General features: G+C 46.1%; 12 protein-coding genes, 19 tRNA genes, 1 riboswitch and 1 other annotated feature (1 of these 33 running past the window's edge). Of the genes, 26 read left to right on the top strand and 5 right to left on the bottom strand.

Annotated elements, in window-relative coordinates; translation table 11 throughout:
• The 22 genes from IGK14_RS15220 to IGK14_RS15115 all read left to right on the top strand — a co-directional run.
• Window positions 1–57: transfer RNA gene (locus tag IGK14_RS15220), tRNA-Arg, on the top strand; it begins 17 nt to the left of the window's first position.
• Window positions 58–68: 11 nt separating this feature from the next.
• Window positions 69–142: transfer RNA gene (locus IGK14_RS15215), tRNA-Pro, on the top strand.
• Between the two features lie 13 nt (window positions 143–155).
• Window positions 156–228, top strand: a tRNA-Ala gene (locus tag IGK14_RS15210).
• 28 nt (window positions 229–256) lie between these two features.
• Window positions 257–330, top strand: a tRNA-Met gene (locus IGK14_RS15205).
• Between the two features lie 13 nt (window positions 331–343).
• Window positions 344–417: transfer RNA gene (locus IGK14_RS15200), tRNA-Ile, on the top strand.
• A 26-nt stretch (window positions 418–443) separates the two neighbouring features.
• A tRNA-Ser gene (locus IGK14_RS15195) sits at window positions 444–533 on the top strand.
• Between the two features lie 66 nt (window positions 534–599).
• Window positions 600–673, top strand: a tRNA-Met gene (locus IGK14_RS15190).
• Between the two features lie 38 nt (window positions 674–711).
• Window positions 712–788, top strand: a tRNA-Asp gene (locus tag IGK14_RS15185).
• Between the two features lies 1 nt (window position 789).
• Window positions 790–860 (top strand) — tRNA-Gly (locus IGK14_RS15180).
• Window positions 861–877: 17 nt separating this feature from the next.
• Window positions 878–951, top strand: a tRNA-Ile gene (locus tag IGK14_RS15175).
• Between the two features lie 21 nt (window positions 952–972).
• A tRNA-Ser gene (locus IGK14_RS15170) sits at window positions 973–1,060 on the top strand.
• Between the two features lie 9 nt (window positions 1,061–1,069).
• Window positions 1,070–1,141: transfer RNA gene (locus IGK14_RS15165), tRNA-Glu, on the top strand.
• A 12-nt stretch (window positions 1,142–1,153) separates the two neighbouring features.
• Window positions 1,154–1,243 (top strand) — tRNA-Ser (locus tag IGK14_RS15160).
• A 66-nt stretch (window positions 1,244–1,309) separates the two neighbouring features.
• Window positions 1,310–1,383, top strand: a tRNA-Met gene (locus IGK14_RS15155).
• 39 nt (window positions 1,384–1,422) lie between these two features.
• Window positions 1,423–1,496 (top strand) — tRNA-Asp (locus tag IGK14_RS15150).
• An 8-nt stretch (window positions 1,497–1,504) separates the two neighbouring features.
• Window positions 1,505–1,577: transfer RNA gene (locus IGK14_RS15145), tRNA-Phe, on the top strand.
• 7 nt (window positions 1,578–1,584) lie between these two features.
• Window positions 1,585–1,655, top strand: a tRNA-Gly gene (locus IGK14_RS15140).
• Between the two features lie 16 nt (window positions 1,656–1,671).
• A tRNA-Ile gene (locus tag IGK14_RS15135) sits at window positions 1,672–1,745 on the top strand.
• Between the two features lie 15 nt (window positions 1,746–1,760).
• Window positions 1,761–1,832, top strand: a tRNA-Glu gene (locus IGK14_RS15130).
• Between the two features lie 91 nt (window positions 1,833–1,923).
• Window positions 1,924–2,005: riboswitch (SMK box riboswitch) on the top strand.
• Window positions 2,003–3,187: a methionine adenosyltransferase gene (metK, locus tag IGK14_RS15125; RefSeq protein ID WP_010749002.1), complete on the top strand. Its 1,185-nt coding sequence runs from the start codon at window positions 2,003–2,005 to the stop codon at window positions 3,185–3,187. It overlaps the preceding riboswitch by 3 nt.
• A 66-nt stretch (window positions 3,188–3,253) precedes the next feature.
• Window positions 3,254–4,711 carry an MDR family MFS transporter gene (locus IGK14_RS15120; protein WP_010749003.1) on the top strand — a complete coding sequence of 486 codons (1,458 nt, stop codon included), beginning with the start codon at window positions 3,254–3,256 and terminating at the stop codon, window positions 4,709–4,711.
• Window positions 4,712–4,733: 22 nt separating this feature from the next.
• Window positions 4,734–5,513, top strand: a complete 780-nt coding sequence (locus IGK14_RS15115; RefSeq protein ID WP_010749004.1) for an alpha/beta hydrolase — start codon at window positions 4,734–4,736, stop codon at window positions 5,511–5,513.
• 24 nt (window positions 5,514–5,537) lie between these two features.
• Here the strand turns inward: IGK14_RS15115 and IGK14_RS15110 are convergent, their stop codons facing one another.
• The 3 genes from IGK14_RS15110 to IGK14_RS15100 are packed head-to-tail and all read right to left on the bottom strand — an operon-like array spanning window position 5,538 to window position 7,739.
• The gene (locus IGK14_RS15110; protein ID WP_010749005.1) at window positions 5,538–6,116 is read right to left on the bottom strand and encodes a tRNA (mnm(5)s(2)U34)-methyltransferase; all 579 of its coding nucleotides are present in this window, start codon (window positions 6,114–6,116) and stop codon (window positions 5,538–5,540) included.
• Complete coding sequence (locus tag IGK14_RS15105) at window positions 6,091–7,074, bottom strand: TIGR01212 family radical SAM protein (RefSeq protein ID WP_010749006.1); 984 nt, start codon at window positions 7,072–7,074, stop codon at window positions 6,091–6,093. Before IGK14_RS15105 ends, IGK14_RS15110 begins: the two co-directional genes overlap by 26 nt.
• A 14-nt stretch (window positions 7,075–7,088) precedes the next feature.
• On the bottom strand, window positions 7,089–7,739 hold the full coding sequence (locus tag IGK14_RS15100) for a phosphatase PAP2 family protein (RefSeq protein WP_010749007.1): 651 nt from the start codon (window positions 7,737–7,739) through the stop codon (window positions 7,089–7,091).
• Between the two features lie 312 nt (window positions 7,740–8,051).
• On the opposite strand from IGK14_RS15100, the gene IGK14_RS15095 reads away from it, so the two are divergent.
• Both IGK14_RS15095 and leuS read left to right on the top strand, forming a co-directional pair.
• Entirely contained in the window at window positions 8,052–9,749 is a 1,698-nt protein-coding gene (locus IGK14_RS15095; RefSeq protein WP_010749008.1) for a LysM peptidoglycan-binding domain-containing protein, read from the top strand.
• A 42-nt stretch (window positions 9,750–9,791) separates the two neighbouring features.
• Window positions 9,792–10,011: a binding site (T-box leader), on the top strand.
• A gap of 87 nt (window positions 10,012–10,098) precedes the next feature.
• Window positions 10,099–12,513: a leucine--tRNA ligase gene (leuS, locus tag IGK14_RS15090; RefSeq protein WP_010749009.1), complete on the top strand. Its 2,415-nt coding sequence runs from the start codon at window positions 10,099–10,101 to the stop codon at window positions 12,511–12,513.
• 105 nt (window positions 12,514–12,618) lie between these two features.
• Here leuS and IGK14_RS15085 read toward each other — a convergent pair whose 3' ends face one another.
• Window positions 12,619–12,849: a hypothetical protein gene (locus IGK14_RS15085; RefSeq protein WP_005227680.1), complete on the bottom strand. Its 231-nt coding sequence runs from the start codon at window positions 12,847–12,849 to the stop codon at window positions 12,619–12,621.
• Window positions 12,850–13,069: 220 nt separating this feature from the next.
• On the opposite strand from IGK14_RS15085, the gene IGK14_RS15080 reads away from it, so the two are divergent.
• Window positions 13,070–13,369, top strand: coding sequence for a DUF5960 family protein (locus IGK14_RS15080; RefSeq protein ID WP_005227682.1), 300 nt, complete (start codon window positions 13,070–13,072; stop codon window positions 13,367–13,369).
• Between the two features lie 70 nt (window positions 13,370–13,439).
• On the opposite strand, the gene murE is transcribed toward IGK14_RS15080, so the two are convergent.
• Entirely contained in the window at window positions 13,440–14,960 is a 1,521-nt protein-coding gene (gene murE, locus IGK14_RS15075) for a UDP-N-acetylmuramyl-tripeptide synthetase (RefSeq protein ID WP_010749010.1), read from the bottom strand.
• A 199-nt stretch (window positions 14,961–15,159) separates the two neighbouring features.
• On the opposite strand from murE, the gene IGK14_RS15070 reads away from it, so the two are divergent.
• Window positions 15,160–16,806 (top strand): putative polysaccharide biosynthesis protein, encoded by a 1,647-nt coding sequence (locus IGK14_RS15070; protein ID WP_010749011.1) that lies wholly within the window; start codon window positions 15,160–15,162, stop codon window positions 16,804–16,806.
• Window positions 16,807–16,863 lie beyond the last annotated feature (57 nt).

Here is a 16,863-nt window from a genome sequence, read left to right as displayed (position 1 = left end):
GGATAGAGTGTTTGACTACGGATCAAAAGGTTAGGGGTTCGACTCCTCTTGGGCGCGCTTTTTAATAACGGGAAGTAGCTCAGCTTGGTAGAGCACTTGGTTTGGGACCAAGGGGTCGCAGGTTCGAATCCTGTCTTCCCGATACTTTTTCAAAAGGGGCCTTAGCTCAGCTGGGAGAGCGCCTGCTTTGCACGCAGGAGGTCAGCGGTTCGATCCCGCTAGGCTCCATATCATTTGAATAAATGATTCTTTTTTACGCGGTGTAGCTCAGCTGGCTAGAGCGTCCGGTTCATACCCGGGAGGTCGGGGGTTCGATCCCCTCCGCCGCGATTTTTAAGAGCCTGGACCTTTAGCTCAGTTGGTTAGAGCAGACGGCTCATAACCGTCCGGTCGTAGGTTCGAGTCCTACAAGGTCCATTGTGGCATTGTATCTGTTTTATTATGGAGGATTACCCAAGTCCGGCTGAAGGGAACGGTCTTGAAAACCGTCAGGCGGGTAAAACCGTGCAAGGGTTCGAATCCCTTATCCTCCTTAACTGTCTCTTTTGTTGCGAGCAAAAGAATCACAGTCTTTTAATTACTGTAAAGTAATTACTTATCGCGGGATGGAGCAGTCTGGTAGCTCGTCGGGCTCATAACCCGAAGGTCGTAGGTTCAAATCCTGCTCCCGCAATTGCTTTTGTTTTCAAAAGCGCAATAAAAGCTAAATATGGTTTGGTAGTTCAGTTGGTTAGAATGCCTGCCTGTCACGCAGGAGGTCGCGGGTTCGAGTCCCGTCCAGACCGCCATGCGGGTGTAGTTTAGTGGTAAAACCACAGCCTTCCAAGCTGTTGTCGCGAGTTCGATTCTCGTCACCCGCTTTAGCTTTTATTTTTTGGGGCCTATAGCTCAGCTGGTTAGAGCGCACGCCTGATAAGCGTGAGGTCGATGGTTCGAGTCCATTTAGGCCCATCAAAATGTAGTCATACATTTGGGGAAGTACTCAAGTGGCTGAAGAGGCGCCCCTGCTAAGGGTGTAGGTCGGGAAACCGGCGCGAGGGTTCAAATCCCTCCTTCTCCGTTTTTTATTGGTCCGTTGGTCAAGTGGTTAAGACACCGCCCTTTCACGGCGGTAACACGGGTTCGAATCCCGTACGGATCATTTTTTACTTTTGGAGGATTACCCAAGTCCGGCTGAAGGGAACGGTCTTGAAAACCGTCAGGCGGGTAAAACCGTGCAAGGGTTCGAATCCCTTATCCTCCTTAACTGTCTCTTTTGTTGCGAGCAAAAGAATCACAGTCCTTTAATTACTGTAAAGTAATTACTTATCGCGGGATGGAGCAGTCTGGTAGCTCGTCGGGCTCATAACCCGAAGGTCGTAGGTTCAAATCCTGCTCCCGCAATTGCTTTGTTTAACGGCAAAGCAGCAATACAAAGCTTCTGGTTTGGTAGTTCAGTTGGTTAGAATGCCTGCCTGTCACGCAGGAGGTCGCGGGTTCGAGTCCCGTCCAGACCGTTGTTTTTGGCTCGGTAGCTCAGTTGGTAGAGCAATGGATTGAAGCTCCATGTGTCGGCAGTTCGATTCTGTCCCGCGCCATAGGAATGCGGGTGTAGTTTAGTGGTAAAACTACAGCCTTCCAAGCTGTTGTCGCGAGTTCGATTCTCGTCACCCGCTTTGCATTTTTTATTTGGGGCCTATAGCTCAGCTGGTTAGAGCGCACGCCTGATAAGCGTGAGGTCGATGGTTCGAGTCCATTTAGGCCCATTACATTTTTAAACTGGTCCGTTGGTCAAGCGGTTAAGACACCGCCCTTTCACGGCGGTAACACGGGTTCGAATCCCGTACGGATCATGCAAACACTCTTGAGAGTGTTTTTTTATTGCCCAAAAATGATCTTTTTATCATTTTTTCAAGCATGAGCAGTCAAAATTTGTTATAATCAGTCCGTTGCAAGTTCCCGAAAGGATTCGCAGCTGCGAAGATGCCTTGTAACCGAAACATATATTAGGGGGAATACAAAAATGACAGAGAAACACTTATTTACATCAGAGTCCGTTTCAGAAGGACACCCAGACAAAGTAGCCGACCAAATCAGTGATGCCATCTTAGATGCGTTGCTTGCCGAAGATCCAATGGCACGGGTCGCTTGCGAAACGTCAGTTACTACCGGATTGGTTTTAGTCTTTGGAGAAATTTCTACTTCTGCTTATGTAGATATTCAAAAAGTCGTCCGAGAAACCATCAAAGAAATCGGCTATACACGAGCAAAATTCGGCTTTGACGGCGATACGGTTGCTGTTTTGGTAGCGATCGATGAGCAATCACCAGATATCGCTCAAGGCGTTGACGATGCTTTAGAAAGTCGTGGAGAAACGGATAAAGAAGATATCGGTGCCGGCGACCAAGGCTTGATGTTTGGTTTTGCTGTTGATGAAACACCTGAATTGATGCCTTTACCGATCGCGTTGAGCCATCGGCTGGTACGTCGCTTAGCAGAGTTGCGGAAAAACAACGAACTAAGCTACTTGCGTCCAGATGCAAAATCACAAGTAACCGTTGAATATGATGATAACGATCAACCACAAAGAGTGGACACCGTCGTTATTAGTACCCAGCATGATGATGCGGCTGATAATGAAACGATCCACCGTGATGTCATCGAAAAAGTGATCAAAGAAGTGATCCCTGCCGATCTTTTAGACGAGCAGACAAAATATTATATCAATCCTACTGGTCGTTTTGTGATCGGCGGTCCTCAAGGGGATGCCGGTTTGACTGGCAGAAAAATCATCGTTGATACTTATGGCGGCTATGCACGTCATGGCGGCGGTGCGTTTTCTGGAAAAGACGCAACCAAAGTTGACCGTTCAGCCAGCTATGCGGCTCGCTACATTGCCAAAAACATCGTAGCAGCAAAGCTAGCCAAAAAAGTGGAAGTACAATTAGCCTATGCGATCGGTGTGGCACAGCCCGTTTCGATCAGCATCAACACTTTTGGTACCGGAACCGTCAGCAACGAGCGCTTGATCCAAGCGATACGGGAAAACTTTGATTTGCGACCAGCAGGAATTATTGAAATGTTAGATTTGCGCCGTCCGATTTATCGTCAGACTGCCGCTTACGGACATTTCGGTCGTACAGATATCGATTTGCCATGGGAACGCACCGACAAGGTGGCGGCACTTTTGGCAAGTGTGAAGGATTAAAAGAGGCGACCTCTATTGATGACTATCAATAGAGGTTCTTTTTTTTGGAGTAAAAGGAGGAGTTATATGCGAACCAATGTAAAATTAGTCACCATTGCGGTCTTTGTCGCAACGTTTATGACCGCAATCGAAGGAACGATCATTACGACAGCGATGCCTACCATCGTTAGTTCATTGAAAGGGATCGAGATCATGAACTGGGTCTTCTCGATCTATCTTTTGACCAGTGCGATGTTGACCCCGATCTACGGCAAGTTTGCCGATAATATCGGCCGCAAACCAGTCTTTTTATTTGGGACGTTGCTGTTTATTATCGGGTCGGCGTTTTGTGGGATGGCCAACACGATGTTGACGTTGATCATTGCCAGAGCGTTGCAAGGATTAGGCGCAGGGGCCATGATGCCCGTTGCCCTAACGATCATTGCGGACCTGTATCCCGTTGAAAAGCGGGCGAAAGTCTTAGGGCTCAATAGTACGGCTTGGGGGATCGCCAGTGTCGTTGGTCCCTTAGCCGGTGGCTTGATCGTAGATACGATCGGGTGGCATTGGATCTTTTTTATCAACGTACCCATTGGATTAGGGCTGATTGCCTTGATTTGGTTTTATTTTCATGAAGAAAAGAAGGCCTTTGCTGCAGTCAACATTGATTATGCAGGCAGTCTCTTGTTGATGTTGACGCTAGTAGGCCTCTTGCTAGGCTTCCAGTTGCTGGGAGATTATGGTGTGAGTCTGCCTGTCATCGGGCTATTCGTTTTTTCTGTCCTTACGTTCATCGGCTTCGTTCAGGTGGAGAAAAAAGCAGCAGATCCGATTATTGATCTGAAGCTGTTTCATTCAAAATTATTTGTGGTGGTCAATATCGTAGCAGCTTTGGCTAGCGGCTTCTTGATGGGGATCGATGTTTATATCCCAATGTGGATGCAAGGGGTCTTAGGCATGAGTGCGGGGATTGGCGGGCTTGTGTTGGCACCGTTGTCGATTTTATGGATGATTGGTTCCTTCATAGCCAGCCGTTGGTTGACACAGCACAGTGTCAGCTGGGTCTTGACGGTTAGCTTGTTGATCACGGCTACCGGTGCTTTGTGGCTGTTTTTGACACCGGCACAGACCTCATTCTGGTTATTCTTGGTCATTTCTTCTATTACTGGCGTCGGGTTAGGGGCAACGATGGTGGTTTGTACGGTTACTGCCCAAACCAGCGTTGGCCCCACACAAGTCGGCGTGGCGACTTCTTTCAATACCCTGTTGCGAACGATCGGGCAAACCATCATGGTAGCGGTCTTCGGTATCGTTTTAAACACCAGTAATAGCGTAGGCTTAGCACAGGCACAAGTCAATGATAGCAGTGTCATGAATCAGCTAGTAGATCCAGCCGCTGCGCGCCAGCTGCCAACCGCATTATTAGGGCAATTACGGGAGATTCTTTATAGCGGTCTACACTGGGTTTTTGGGATCGGTGTTTTACTTATTGTGCTAGCGATTGGTTTGACCCGCACGATTTCGCGAGAATCTGGTACAATATAAAAAAAGGATCGCAGGTGATTGTATGGCTTTTTTACAAGCAAATATCTATTCAAATGTTCTTGAAATGGAGGTAATGATCGATGTGATCTTGCCTCAAAGTACCAAGAAAAAAATCGGCACGCAAAGCCAATCAACGGGCACAGATCTCCCGGTGCTTTATTTGTTGCATGGGATGAACGGAAATCATAGTGTCTGGCAGCGACGGACGTCGATCGAGCGGTATGCCGCAGAGTATCAACTAGCGGTCATCATGCCGTCTACTGATCTGGGTTGGTATACCGATACGATCTATGAGATGAAGTATTGGACTTTTATCGCCGAAGAATTACCACAGATTTGCCATGAGCTGTTTCCTCAGCTGACGCAAAAACGAGAAAAAACTTTTGCGGCTGGGCTTTCGATGGGGGGCTATGGGGCAGTAAAACTCGGGCTGAGAAAGCCTGACCAGTTTGCGGCGGTAGCGTCTTTGTCTGGGGCATTAGCGCTGGCTGAAAGCATGGATTCCTTGCTGCAGCTGCGAAGCCAAGCTTATTGGGAAGGAATTTTTGGACCATTAGAGCAATTCAAAGGGTCAGAAAATGATTTGATCCATCTGATTGAGACCATCGATCCAAGCACAGCGCCGCGCTTTTTTATTAGCTGCGGAACCGAGGATCAGCTGTATCCGGCAAGTGAATATGCGGTGGATAAGCTGCAAAAACGCAAACTAGCCGTAACGTTTGAATCGGGAACTGGGGATCATGATTGGAATTTCTGGGATCAATGGATCCAACGAGTCCTGCAATGGCTTTTTAGTGAATAAAAAAACCATCAGTCGATCGACACCTTAACGTGCCGAGGACTGATGGTTTTTTCGTTCGATACAAAATAAGATCGGCGGTTGGTTGCGCTGATTGATAAATTGATAGGAAAGGACATTGAATGCCTCTTGCGGCAGCTGCTGACAAAAGGAGTGTACTTCTTTCAGCTCTGCTTCGCCGCCAGTGTGTCCATAATAGCAGACGAGGATGATTCTACCTTTCGGGGCTAAACGTGTCAGTAAAGCTTCTAAAGCCGTTTTCGTTGTATCAGGCAGCGTGATGATCGCTTTGTCCCCTTTCGGCAAGTAGCCTAAATTGAAAATGGCGGCATGAACCGGACCACTCACAACATCTGCCAGCGTCTCATGGCCTTGATGGATCAGCTGGACTTGCGCCAACAGCTCTTTTTCAGCCAACCGCTTTTTGGTAGCTTGCAGGGCTTGTTCTTGAATATCAAAAGCAAACACCTGACCAGTTGGGCCAACTAAGGAAGCCAGTAATTCCGTGTCGAAGCCGTTGCCCATCGTGGCATCAACGGCGGTTTGTCCCGGCTGCAGAACTTCTTTTAAAAGGGTGTGGCTATAGCGCATGGCGGTCGGCAGCATTGACAGGCTCCTTTCGCACATTGAATTTCCCTTGATAGGAGTTGCGGCGCAGCATTTCTTGATCGATCTCATTCAAGACTTCCCATTTTTTCAAACTCCACATTGGACCTACCAGAGAATCCCATGGTGCATCGCCTGTCAAGCGATGAATGATGATCTCTGGGGGGATCATTTCTAACTGATCGCAGATCAATGACACATAGGTATCGCGCCGCATCAATTGCAAACGTCCTTCATGATAATCCCGCAGCATCCGAGTATTGCGCATCAAATGTAGCAGGTGCAGTTTGATGCCTTGGATATCAGAATCTTGAATGGTGCGGCGGACGTTTTCTTGCATCATCTCGATCGTCTCGCCTGGCAGGCCATTGATCAAATGGGTACAGACACGAATATTGTGTTTGCGCAGGCTGGCGACGCCGTCTAAGTAAGTTTGATAATCATGGGCGCGGTTGATGGCATTGCTCGTGGTTTCAAAAGTCGTTTGCAGTCCTAATTCGACCCATAAATAAAAGCGTTGATTGAGCTCTGCTAGATAGTCAACGACATCTTCTGGTAAGCAGTCTGGTCGGGTCCCAATGGAGATCCCGACAACACCAGGTAGTGTCAGCACTTGCTCGAAGCGCTCGCGGATCACTGCCACCGGTGCGTGGGTATTCGTAAAATTTTGAAAATAGACAATGTATTTGTCCACTTGCGGCCACTTTTTGTGCATCATGGCGATCTCTTTTTCAAACTGCTCTGGCAGTGGGGCTTCAGGAGCTACGATCATATCGCCAGAACCGGACACACTGCAAAATGTACAGCCGCCTTTGGCAACGGTGCCGTCACGATTGGGGCAGTCGAAGCCCGCATCGATGGGGACTTTAAAGATTTTTTCGCCAAATTCTTGCCGCAAAGCAAAGTTCCACGAATGGTATCGTTTGTTTTTATCTTCTGCATAAGGAAATGGATTCATTTTTTTACCTTCTTTTATAATTGTTTACGCGTGAAGCGCCAGACAAAGCGTTTTTGCAAGTAGTACGGATAGGTCAACAGCAGCCAAGACAGGCCAACACAAAAACCGCCTAATACATCACTGGGAAAATGCACACCAACATAAATTCGGCTGATGCCGATGCAGCCAATCAAAAGGCCCAGCAAAAGGCGGATGCCCCATTGCCAAAGAGGCTGCTTGAAGAAAACTGGGATCAAGAAGAGCAAGGTGCCATAAAAAATCATACTGCCCGTCGAGTGTCCACTGGGGAAACTGAAACTTGATTCCGTGACTAAGTGTTCAAGAGTTGGGCGCTCCCGTAAAAAGACCAGTTTGATCAATGGATTAAAGAGCCCAACAATCCCGATGGTACCAATACTAAGCCATAGGGCTTCAGCATAATACTTGTTGATCACTAAGACAGCTAAAACAGCGAGAAAAAGCAAGATGATCGTGGTAGGATTCGCAAATTTTGTGACCCATAGAAAAAACGGTGTCCAAAACGGGTAGCCGCTGCGGATGATGCGAGTCAAGGTTTCGTCAAATGAGACCAACCAAGTAGGGTAAAATTTCACGACATAGCCGAGAAAAACGAACAGCAGTAAAAAGCAACTGCCCGCAAATTGAAAATAAAGTTTTTTATGCATGGATAAGCCTCGTTTCTAGAGAATTTCTGTTAATTATTGTCATTAAGTCAAAGACACATCTAGAAGGTATTATAGCATTTATCACAAGTCGGAAAAAGCAGGGAACGAGCAGGGGGTTACTCGTCTGAGCAAGCGATACGTTTATCGGGAGCAGGCCAATTGCTTCATTGCAATATTCATTGCAATAAATGTTCGTTTGATTACAAAGAGTTTACAGTTTCTGAAATCGGCTCAAATACCTTTTATAAATTCTTAAGAAATTGTATACTAAACCTACGTTCACTATAAGGAAAAAACGGAGGAATAACGGACATGAACACGAGTCAATCAAGAAAAGTACATCGTCAAGCAGACCAATCGGGCGATAAGTATCGAGTGATCAAAAAAAGTGCAGTTGTTTTAGGAACAACACTGACTGCTTGCTCTGTTGTAGCTCCATTGGTGTCATCGGTTCAAGCAGAAGCCGTAGAGACCTCGATCGCCCAAGTTTCTACTAGCAATTTTGCCGCGCCGAATACTTCCGCGTTTATTGCTGAAATCGCTACGTACGCCCAACCTGTGGCAAACGCCAACGATCTATATGCTTCTGTGATGATCGCGCAAGCCATTTTAGAAAGTGGTTGGGGCCGAAGCAGCTTGTCAAAAGCACCGAATTACAATCTTTTCGGAATCAAAGGCAGCTATAACGGTCAAACCGTTTATATGAGTACCTTAGAATATTTGAACAACCAATGGTTGACTATGAATGAACCCTTTAAGCGTTACCCATCTTACACGCAATCATTTGAAGATAACGCACGTACTTTACGCTCAACTTCTTTACAAAGCGGTGTCGCGTATTATTCTGGCGCTTGGAAAAGCAATACGACTTCATATCTTGATGCAACCGCATGGCTAGCAGGCCGTTATGCGACTGCACCAAACTATGCTTCTTCCCTGAATGCCGTGATCCAACAATTTGGTTTGACGCAATATGACACACCAGCTTCTGGCAATGCCGGTGGTGGCGCCACAGCCAGTGCTTCAACGAGTACGACGACCACGACATCAGCTGTTAGCACGAGCGGCAGTCAAACCTATACAGTCGCTTCGGGCGACTCGGTCTGGTCGATCGCCAACAAACATGGCATCTCCATGGATCAGCTGCGCAGTTTGAACAATATCAAAAACGATTTTGTTTATCCAGGACAAACCTTGAAAGTCAACGGCAGCGCCCAAAGTACTTCGGCAACTTCAACGGTATCGATCGTCAATCGCAATGCTTCAGCAACTACATCAGGCAATACCTACACCGTAGTTTCTGGCGATTCCGTTTGGTCGATCGCCAATAAGCATGGCATTTCGATGGATCAATTTCGCAGTTTGAACAACATCAAAAATGATTTTGTCTATCCAGGGCAAAAAGTTGTCGTTAGCGGTGGTTCGTCTACGAATACCAGCAGTACTACGACTGTCAGCACGGCATCAACGGCTAGCCAAAGCAGTGGCGGCACCTACACGGTAGCAGCTGGCGATTCAGTCTGGTCGATCGCTAACAAGCATGGCATCTCGATGGATCAGTTCCGCAGCTTGAACAATATTAAAAACGACTATGTTTATCCAGGTCAAAAGGTGGTTGTCAGCGGTAGTTCTACCCGTACAAGTACAACGACGAGCACGACCGTCAGCAGCCAAACCAGCAGCAGTGCTGCAGGCAACACCTATACGGTGGCTTCTGGTGATTCAGTCTGGTCAGTTGCCAATAAACACGGGATTTCGATGGACCAATTCCGCAGCTGGAACAACATCAAAAATGATTTTATCTATCCAGGTCAAAAGGTGGTCGTCAAGCAAGGCGGCACGGCAGCTACTACCAGCACTTCAGCGACAAATGGTACGTACAAGGTCGCATCGGGGGATTCTGTTTGGGGGATCGCAGATAAGTTCGGCATCACGACGGATCAATTTATCCAATGGAACAATATTCAAAATAACTTTATTTACCCAGGACAAACAGTTAGGGTAAAATAGATTGCTATTCCTAATGATTTTTGTTAGGATAAGTGCAAAGAAACTTTCACGTTTGAGAAGGAATAGTAGAAGTACGGTGGGACTTTTAGAGAGTGCATGGTTGGTGGAAATGCACAGCACACCTTTCGAACTCGTCTTCGAGTGATATCTGACTGAACCTGATTTGGCTAGGCAGATACGGCGATGGCCGTTAAAACATCGAGGTCTGCTTTTTTGAGGAGCAGATAAACTTAGGTGGTACCACGTTGATAACGTCCTATAAAAATCATAGCGATTTTTATAGGACTTTTTTTAAGTTTTGCTGGTTGATTTGACGAGCAAAACACCAATTTTTTAGGAGGAGTCCATCGTGAATTACAATCACAAAGAAATCGAAAAAAAATGGCAAAAATATTGGGCAAAGAAAAATGAATTCAACACCCATGATGAGCCGGACAAACCAAAATTTTATGCGCTAGATATGTTCCCATATCCATCTGGACAAGGATTACATGTCGGACATCCAGAAGGCTATACAGCTACGGATATCTTGAGCCGCTTCAAACGCAGCCAAGGGTACAATGTACTGCACCCAATGGGCTGGGATGCCTTTGGTCTGCCTGCCGAACAATATGCACTAGACACTGGAAATGATCCAGCGGAATTCACGAAGAAAAATATTGAGACCTTCCGCCGTCAAATCAATGCGCTAGGATTCAGCTATGACTGGAATCGTGAAATCAATACGACAGATCCCGAGTACTACAAGTGGACGCAATGGATCTTTACCAAGCTTTATGAAAAAGGGTTAGCTTATGAAGCCGAAGTTCCAGTAAACTGGGTACCAGAGCTTGGGACCGTGATCGCCAATGAAGAAGTCATTGACGGCAAAAGCGAACGGGGTGGCTACGATGTGATCCGCAAACCGATGCGCCAATGGATGCTGAAAATCACAGCGTATGCTGATCGTTTGTTGGACGATTTAGAAGAAGTTGATTGGCCAGAAAGCATCAAAGAAATGCAGCGCAATTGGATCGGACGTTCGGTCGGAGCCAACGTTACGTTTAAAGTGGCAGGGATGGAAAAAGACTTTACCGTCTTTACGACTCGCCCAGATACCTTGTTTGGTGCGACCTACGCCGTATTGGCGCCAGAACATGAGCTAGTGGCCCAAATCACTACACCAGAACAAAAAGCAGCCATTGATGCCTATGTAGAAGAAGCGTCGAAAAAATCTGATTTGAACCGAACAGATTTGGCCAAAGAAAAAACTGGTGTCTTCACAGGTGCCTATGCCATCAATCCCGTGAATGGCAAAGAGATCCCGATTTGGATCGCCGATTATGTTTTGGCTTCTTATGGAACAGGTGCGATCATGGCGGTTCCTGCCCATGACGAACGTGACCACGAATTTGCCAAAACATTTGGCTTAGAGATCATTCCTGTATTGGCAGGGGGCAACGTGGAAGAATCTGCCTATACCGAAGATGGACTGCATATCAATTCAGACTTTTTGGATGGGCTAGACAAAGAGACAGCCATCGAAAAAATGGTCGCATGGTTGGAAGAAAACCACGTTGGGAAAAAAGAAGTCAGCTATCGTCTTCGCGATTGGTTGTTCTCTCGCCAACGGTATTGGGGAGAGCCAATCCCAATCATCCATTGGGAAGATGGGACGACTACGACGCTTCCTGAAGATCAGCTGCCGTTGCGTTTGCCAAAAACCGACAATATCAAACCAAGCGGTACTGGTGAATCGCCATTAGCCAATGTCACAGATTGGGTCAATGTCACCGACCCTGAAACTGGGAAAAAAGGACGTCGTGAAACCAATACGATGCCGCAATGGGCTGGAAGCTCATGGTATTTCTTGCGCTTTATCGATCCTCATAATAAGTCTGTTTTGGCAGACTACGACAAATTGAAACGCTGGATGCCAGTCGATATTTATATCGGTGGCGCAGAGCACGCTGTCTTGCACTTGCTTTATGCTCGCTTCTGGCATAAATTCTTGTATGATATCGGTGTCGTGCCAACGAAAGAACCATTTGAAAAATTGTTCAACCAAGGGATGATCCTTGGGGAAAACAATGAAAAAATGTCAAAATCCCGCGGCAACGTCGTCAATCCAGATGATGTCATCAATCAATACGGTGCGGATACTTTGCGTCTATATGAAATGTTTATGGGACCATTGGATGCATCGATCGCTTGGAATGAGAATGGCCTTGAAGGCAGTCGTAAATTCTTGGATCGTGTGTGGCGCTTGATCGTCGATGAAAATGGCAAAATGCGTGACCGCATCACGACATTCAACGATGGTAAATTGTCGAAAGTTTACCATCAAACAGTTAAGAAAGTGACGGAAGATTTTGAGCAGCTGCACTTCAATACGGCGATTTCCCAATTGATGGTCTTTGTCAATGAAGCGTACAAAGCCGATGCCTTGCCTTACGAATATGTCGAAGGATTTGTGCAGCTATTGGCGCCGATCGCACCGCATATCGGAGAAGAGCTCTGGTCGATCCTCGGAAATGACCATGGGATCTCTTATGTGCCATGGCCAACCTATGACGAAAGTGCCCTAGTGGAAGACGAGATCGAAGTCGTCTTTCAAGTCAACGGCAAAGTTCGCGCCAAAGCAATGGTGCCAGCGGATGCCGAAAAAGCAGTGCTTGAACAATTGGCGCAAGAAAACGAACTTGTCCAAGAACAGCTCCAAGGAAAAACGATCCGTAAAGTGATCGTCGTACCGAACAAATTGGTCAATATCGTTGCAAACTAAACGCTAAAAAATAGCTGCCTAGCAGATCGAGGGTCTGTTAGGCAGCTTTTTGGTGACGACAAAGAAAAAAAGTGTTACTGAGTGGTTCTCAGCAACACTTTTTTGTTATTTTTTGCGAATGATCCCATAGAACAAAGCGGCTGTTGCGACCAATGGAATCAAGATCACTAGTAGAAAGCCGTTTGGATACGTAGCGCGAGTGAAAATTTCTGATGAAGCATCACTTCCGCCAAATAGATGATTGGAAATCATGAACTGAGCCATCATAGCAACGATTGCGACAAAACCAATTGCAGCACCAGTACCGACGAAAATTTTTTTCTTTGCGTTGTTCATTACATTTGCCCCTTTTATAGTCTCTATGTATCATTATACAAAATTTGGATGCGTGTTCAATCTGATTTTGTCAAATAATTGATTCGTAATACACTTGAAATGTTTCTGACATATTTAAGCACCAGAAAAGTAAAAATTCCCCTGAAGACCGATCATATTATTCGCTGATCCTCACGGACTCTCGTATAATAAAGTAAGAGAAAAGAAAGAGGGGACTTACATGGAGTATCAATCATTTGAAGGCCAGTCGGCTTTTTTTGAAGATTATGCACGGATTGCCAAACCTGGCTATGAGGAAGAGGCAGTCACTGCCGATGTCTTGGAACAGTTGAATCAACAATTAACAGAAGAAGAGCTGTTTTACCGTTTAGCAGCCGAAGATGCCAAAGAAGGGCAAGTCTTTTTGTTTCCTTTCAGCAAACGAATGTTTACCGAAGACCTTGACGCCGCCATTTCAACAGAATTCCGGTATGATGGCGCACCCTATGTCTATGAGACTTACGAAGACGAACAACCATAATCACGCAGAAAAAAGCTTTCAGATGATCTGTTAAATCATCTGAAAGTTTTTTTGTTGAGGCAACTTGTTGCTATTGGTGTTTGGCTTGCTGCTGCGCTAAGGTCAAGTCACCGATGTAAGGGACTTTTTTTCCAGCGACTTTCATGTATTGTTCGGCGCCTTTGCCCGCAATAATCACGATATCCTTACTGTCTGCTTCAGCAATCGCCGATTTGACGGCTTGAGCCCGATCCATCTCATGAATGATGGCAATTTCAGGATTGGTGATCGCAGCTGCGATTTCTTTTGCGATCGCAGCTGCTTCTTCAAAATCAGGATCATCGCTGGTCAGGTAGACTTTGTCCGCATATTCTCCTAGCGCTCGTCCCATATCTGCTCGGCGAGATTGGGCTTTGCCGCCAGCACTACCAGTGACAAAAAGCAGGCGGCCATCTGGGCGCAATTGGCGGGCAAGTTCACTTAATGATTGGAAGCTAAGGTAATTGTGGGCATAGTCAACGATCATGACTGCGCCATTTTCTTTTTCTAAAACGATCATTCGTCCAGGGATGATCACTGTCGGCAGGACTTTCTGAGCGTCCTCACGAGAGGCACCCGCTAAGCAGGCAGCTAAAATCGCCGCTGCAGCATTCTCATGGTTGAAAGAACCTAAGATCCCCAGTTGATATTCCCCAGAGACCTGCAAGACATCAGAAGCAGCTGACAGCGCAAAGCTTTTTAGATCCGTCCCTTCTTGGACGACATAATCGGCGTCTGAACGTCCGTAGGTGATATAAGGAACTTGATGGACTTCACAAGTTTCTCGCAGCAAGTGGTAGTGATCACTTTGGCGATTCAAAATCATCTGTTTGCTGTTGCGGATCAGTTCCCGTTTGCAGTAAAGGTAATCGTCATAAGTTGGATGTTCCACTGGTCCAATGTGATCAGGCGAAATATTCAAGAACGCGCCAATATCAAAGGTAATACCGGCGACCCGTTTGGTTTTATAGGCTTGGGAAGAAACCTCCATCACAAGATGGGTCATGCCGTTTGCGACAGCCTCGGCCATCATCTTATAAAGATCCAGTGTTTCGGGGGTCGTCAACACTGCTTCATTAAAGGTTTTTCCGTCGACTGAGTTTTCCTCAGATGAAAAGAATGCTACTTTTTGACCCGTCGATTCTGCTAAAATCGCCCGAGCAAAATAGGCGCAGCTGGTTTTGCCTTTTGTTCCCGTGATGCCGATGGTCACCAGCTGTTCTTGAGGATGGCCATAAAACGCTTGAGCGATAACTGCCATCGTTTCTCGAATGTCGGTGACGATGATTCCATAAGTTGCAAAGTTGTCATAGGGCGTTTCTGAAATGTAGCACTGAATCCCTTGGTCAATGGCGGCAGCCAGGTAGCTTTCTTTAAAAGAAGCCCCTTTACAGAAAAAAAGCGTCGCCGCATCGGCTGTTCGCGAGTCGTAGCTTAATGAGGTAAAGGCAAGATCAGTCATTTCTTGCGGCACGGTATAAACCCAATCAGTGGGGGTGATGATTTCTTTCAATAGGTTTTCCTGCAATAAGAGCTTGCGGATCTGTGGCACGGTAATGAGTTCCTTTTGCATCGTTGTTCTCCTTCATTCCTCTAAAGATTTCTCTTATTATAGCATAACTCCTAAAAACCGCCGTTTGGGAGGGAAAAGTTTTCTTTTTTTTCTCCTTATTTTGAAGAAACTTTAAGATGTTGCAAAAATAGATTGCGACCAACCCTTTTTCGAATTAAAATGGAAGGGATATGTTTGTAGAAAGTTGGAGATAATGGCGATGGATAAACACATGCGTTCAGTGTCAAAAGAATTAACTACACAAGAAAAAATGGCTCAAGGATCTGCTTGGATGACGATGGGAAATATCGGCTCACGTTTGCTTGGCGCCATTTACATTTTACCCTGGTATTATTGGATGGGCGCAAATGCGGATAAAGCAAATGCGTTGTTTGGAATGGGCTATAATGTTTACGCCTTATTTTTAATGATCTCCACTGCGGGGATCCCTTCAGCAATTGCCAAACAGATTTCTTTTTACAATTCTCGCCAAGAATACCGCACGAGTCAGAAGCTCTTTTTAAGAGCGTTTCAATTGATGGCAGGCTTTGGCGTGGTGACCGCTGGAATCATGTATTTGGCAGCCCCATGGTTGGCAACGGCTTCAGGTGGCGGGGAAGAATTGATTCCTGCAATGCGCTCATTGAGTATTGCTTTATTGGTTTTTCCTTGTATGAGTGTCATGCGAGGGTATTTCCAAGGGAATCAAGACATGAAACCTTTTGCGATCTCGCAAGTCGTTGAACAAATCGCTCGTGTCTGTTATATGCTTTTAGCGACCTTCATCATTATGCGGGTCATCGAAGGCGAATACACGGCAGCCGTGACGCAATCGACCTTTGCCGCCTTTATCGGTGTCTTAGCCAGCATTTTGGTATTAGGCTATTACTTCCAAAAGCAGCGGGTGCGGATGGATGTTTTAGTGGATATGAGCAAAGAAGAAACGGTGCTGCAAACCAAAGAGTTGGTTTTAGCGACCATCAAAGAAGCGATCCCTTTTATTATCGTAGGCTCAGGGATCACGATTTTAAAATTAGTGGATCAGTACACCTTTGTTCGAATGATGAGCAGTTTTACCGAATTTTCAAATGATCAGCTCTTAGAACTAATGGCGATTTTCGGCAGCAACCCTGATAAGCTGACGATGGTGGTTATCGGATTAGCTACTTCCATGGCTTCAACGGGACTGCCTTTGATCAGTGAAGCAGTCGCCAAAAAAGACAAAAAGAACTTAGCCAAATTGATCAGCAACAACTTGCAATTGTATTCCTTTGTAATGTTTCCAGCGACTTTTGGGATGATCGTACTGTCTTATCCTCTATACACCTTGTTTTATCGTCCAGATGCGTTAGGGGCGAGCGTCTTAGTCGCTGCCTGTCTGTCTGGTCTGGTCTTGGGCTTGTTTATGCTTAGTTCGAGTATGCTGCAAGGGATGTACCACAACAAAGAAGCGGTTGTTTTCTTCTTTGTAGGGTTACTGGTGAAAGTGATCTTGCAGTATCCAGCGATTCGTTTGTTCCAAGTCTATGGACCATTGGTTTCTACCACGATTGCCTTAGGGATCGTCTGCTGGTTAAATATTCGCAAAATGATTCGCAAAGGCCATTTCAATGTAAACTTAACGTTGCGACGGACATTATTGATTGGCGCGATGACGATCATTATGGTGATCGCAGCGTTGATCGCTCGCCAACTCTTTGGGCTTGTCTTGAGCTCTGAAAGAAAAGTCCAAGCCTTTATCTTGAGCTTGCTAGTAGCAGGAGTCGGCGGCAGTGTATACATCTACATTGCGCTGAAATTGCGTTTAGCTGAAAAACTACTCGGCTCATCAATGGTACGTTTACGCCAGAAATTACACATCAAATAAAACCAGAAGCAGCCGCTGAGCCTCCTTTGTGAGACCTTGGCGGCTGTTTTATATGAA

The sequence above is a fragment of the Enterococcus sp. DIV0970a genome (assembly GCF_051711265.1).
GTDB classification, from domain to species: Bacteria; Bacillota; Bacilli; order Lactobacillales; family Enterococcaceae; genus Enterococcus_D; species Enterococcus_D casseliflavus.
This window is presented reverse-complemented; position numbering and strand designations above follow the sequence as displayed.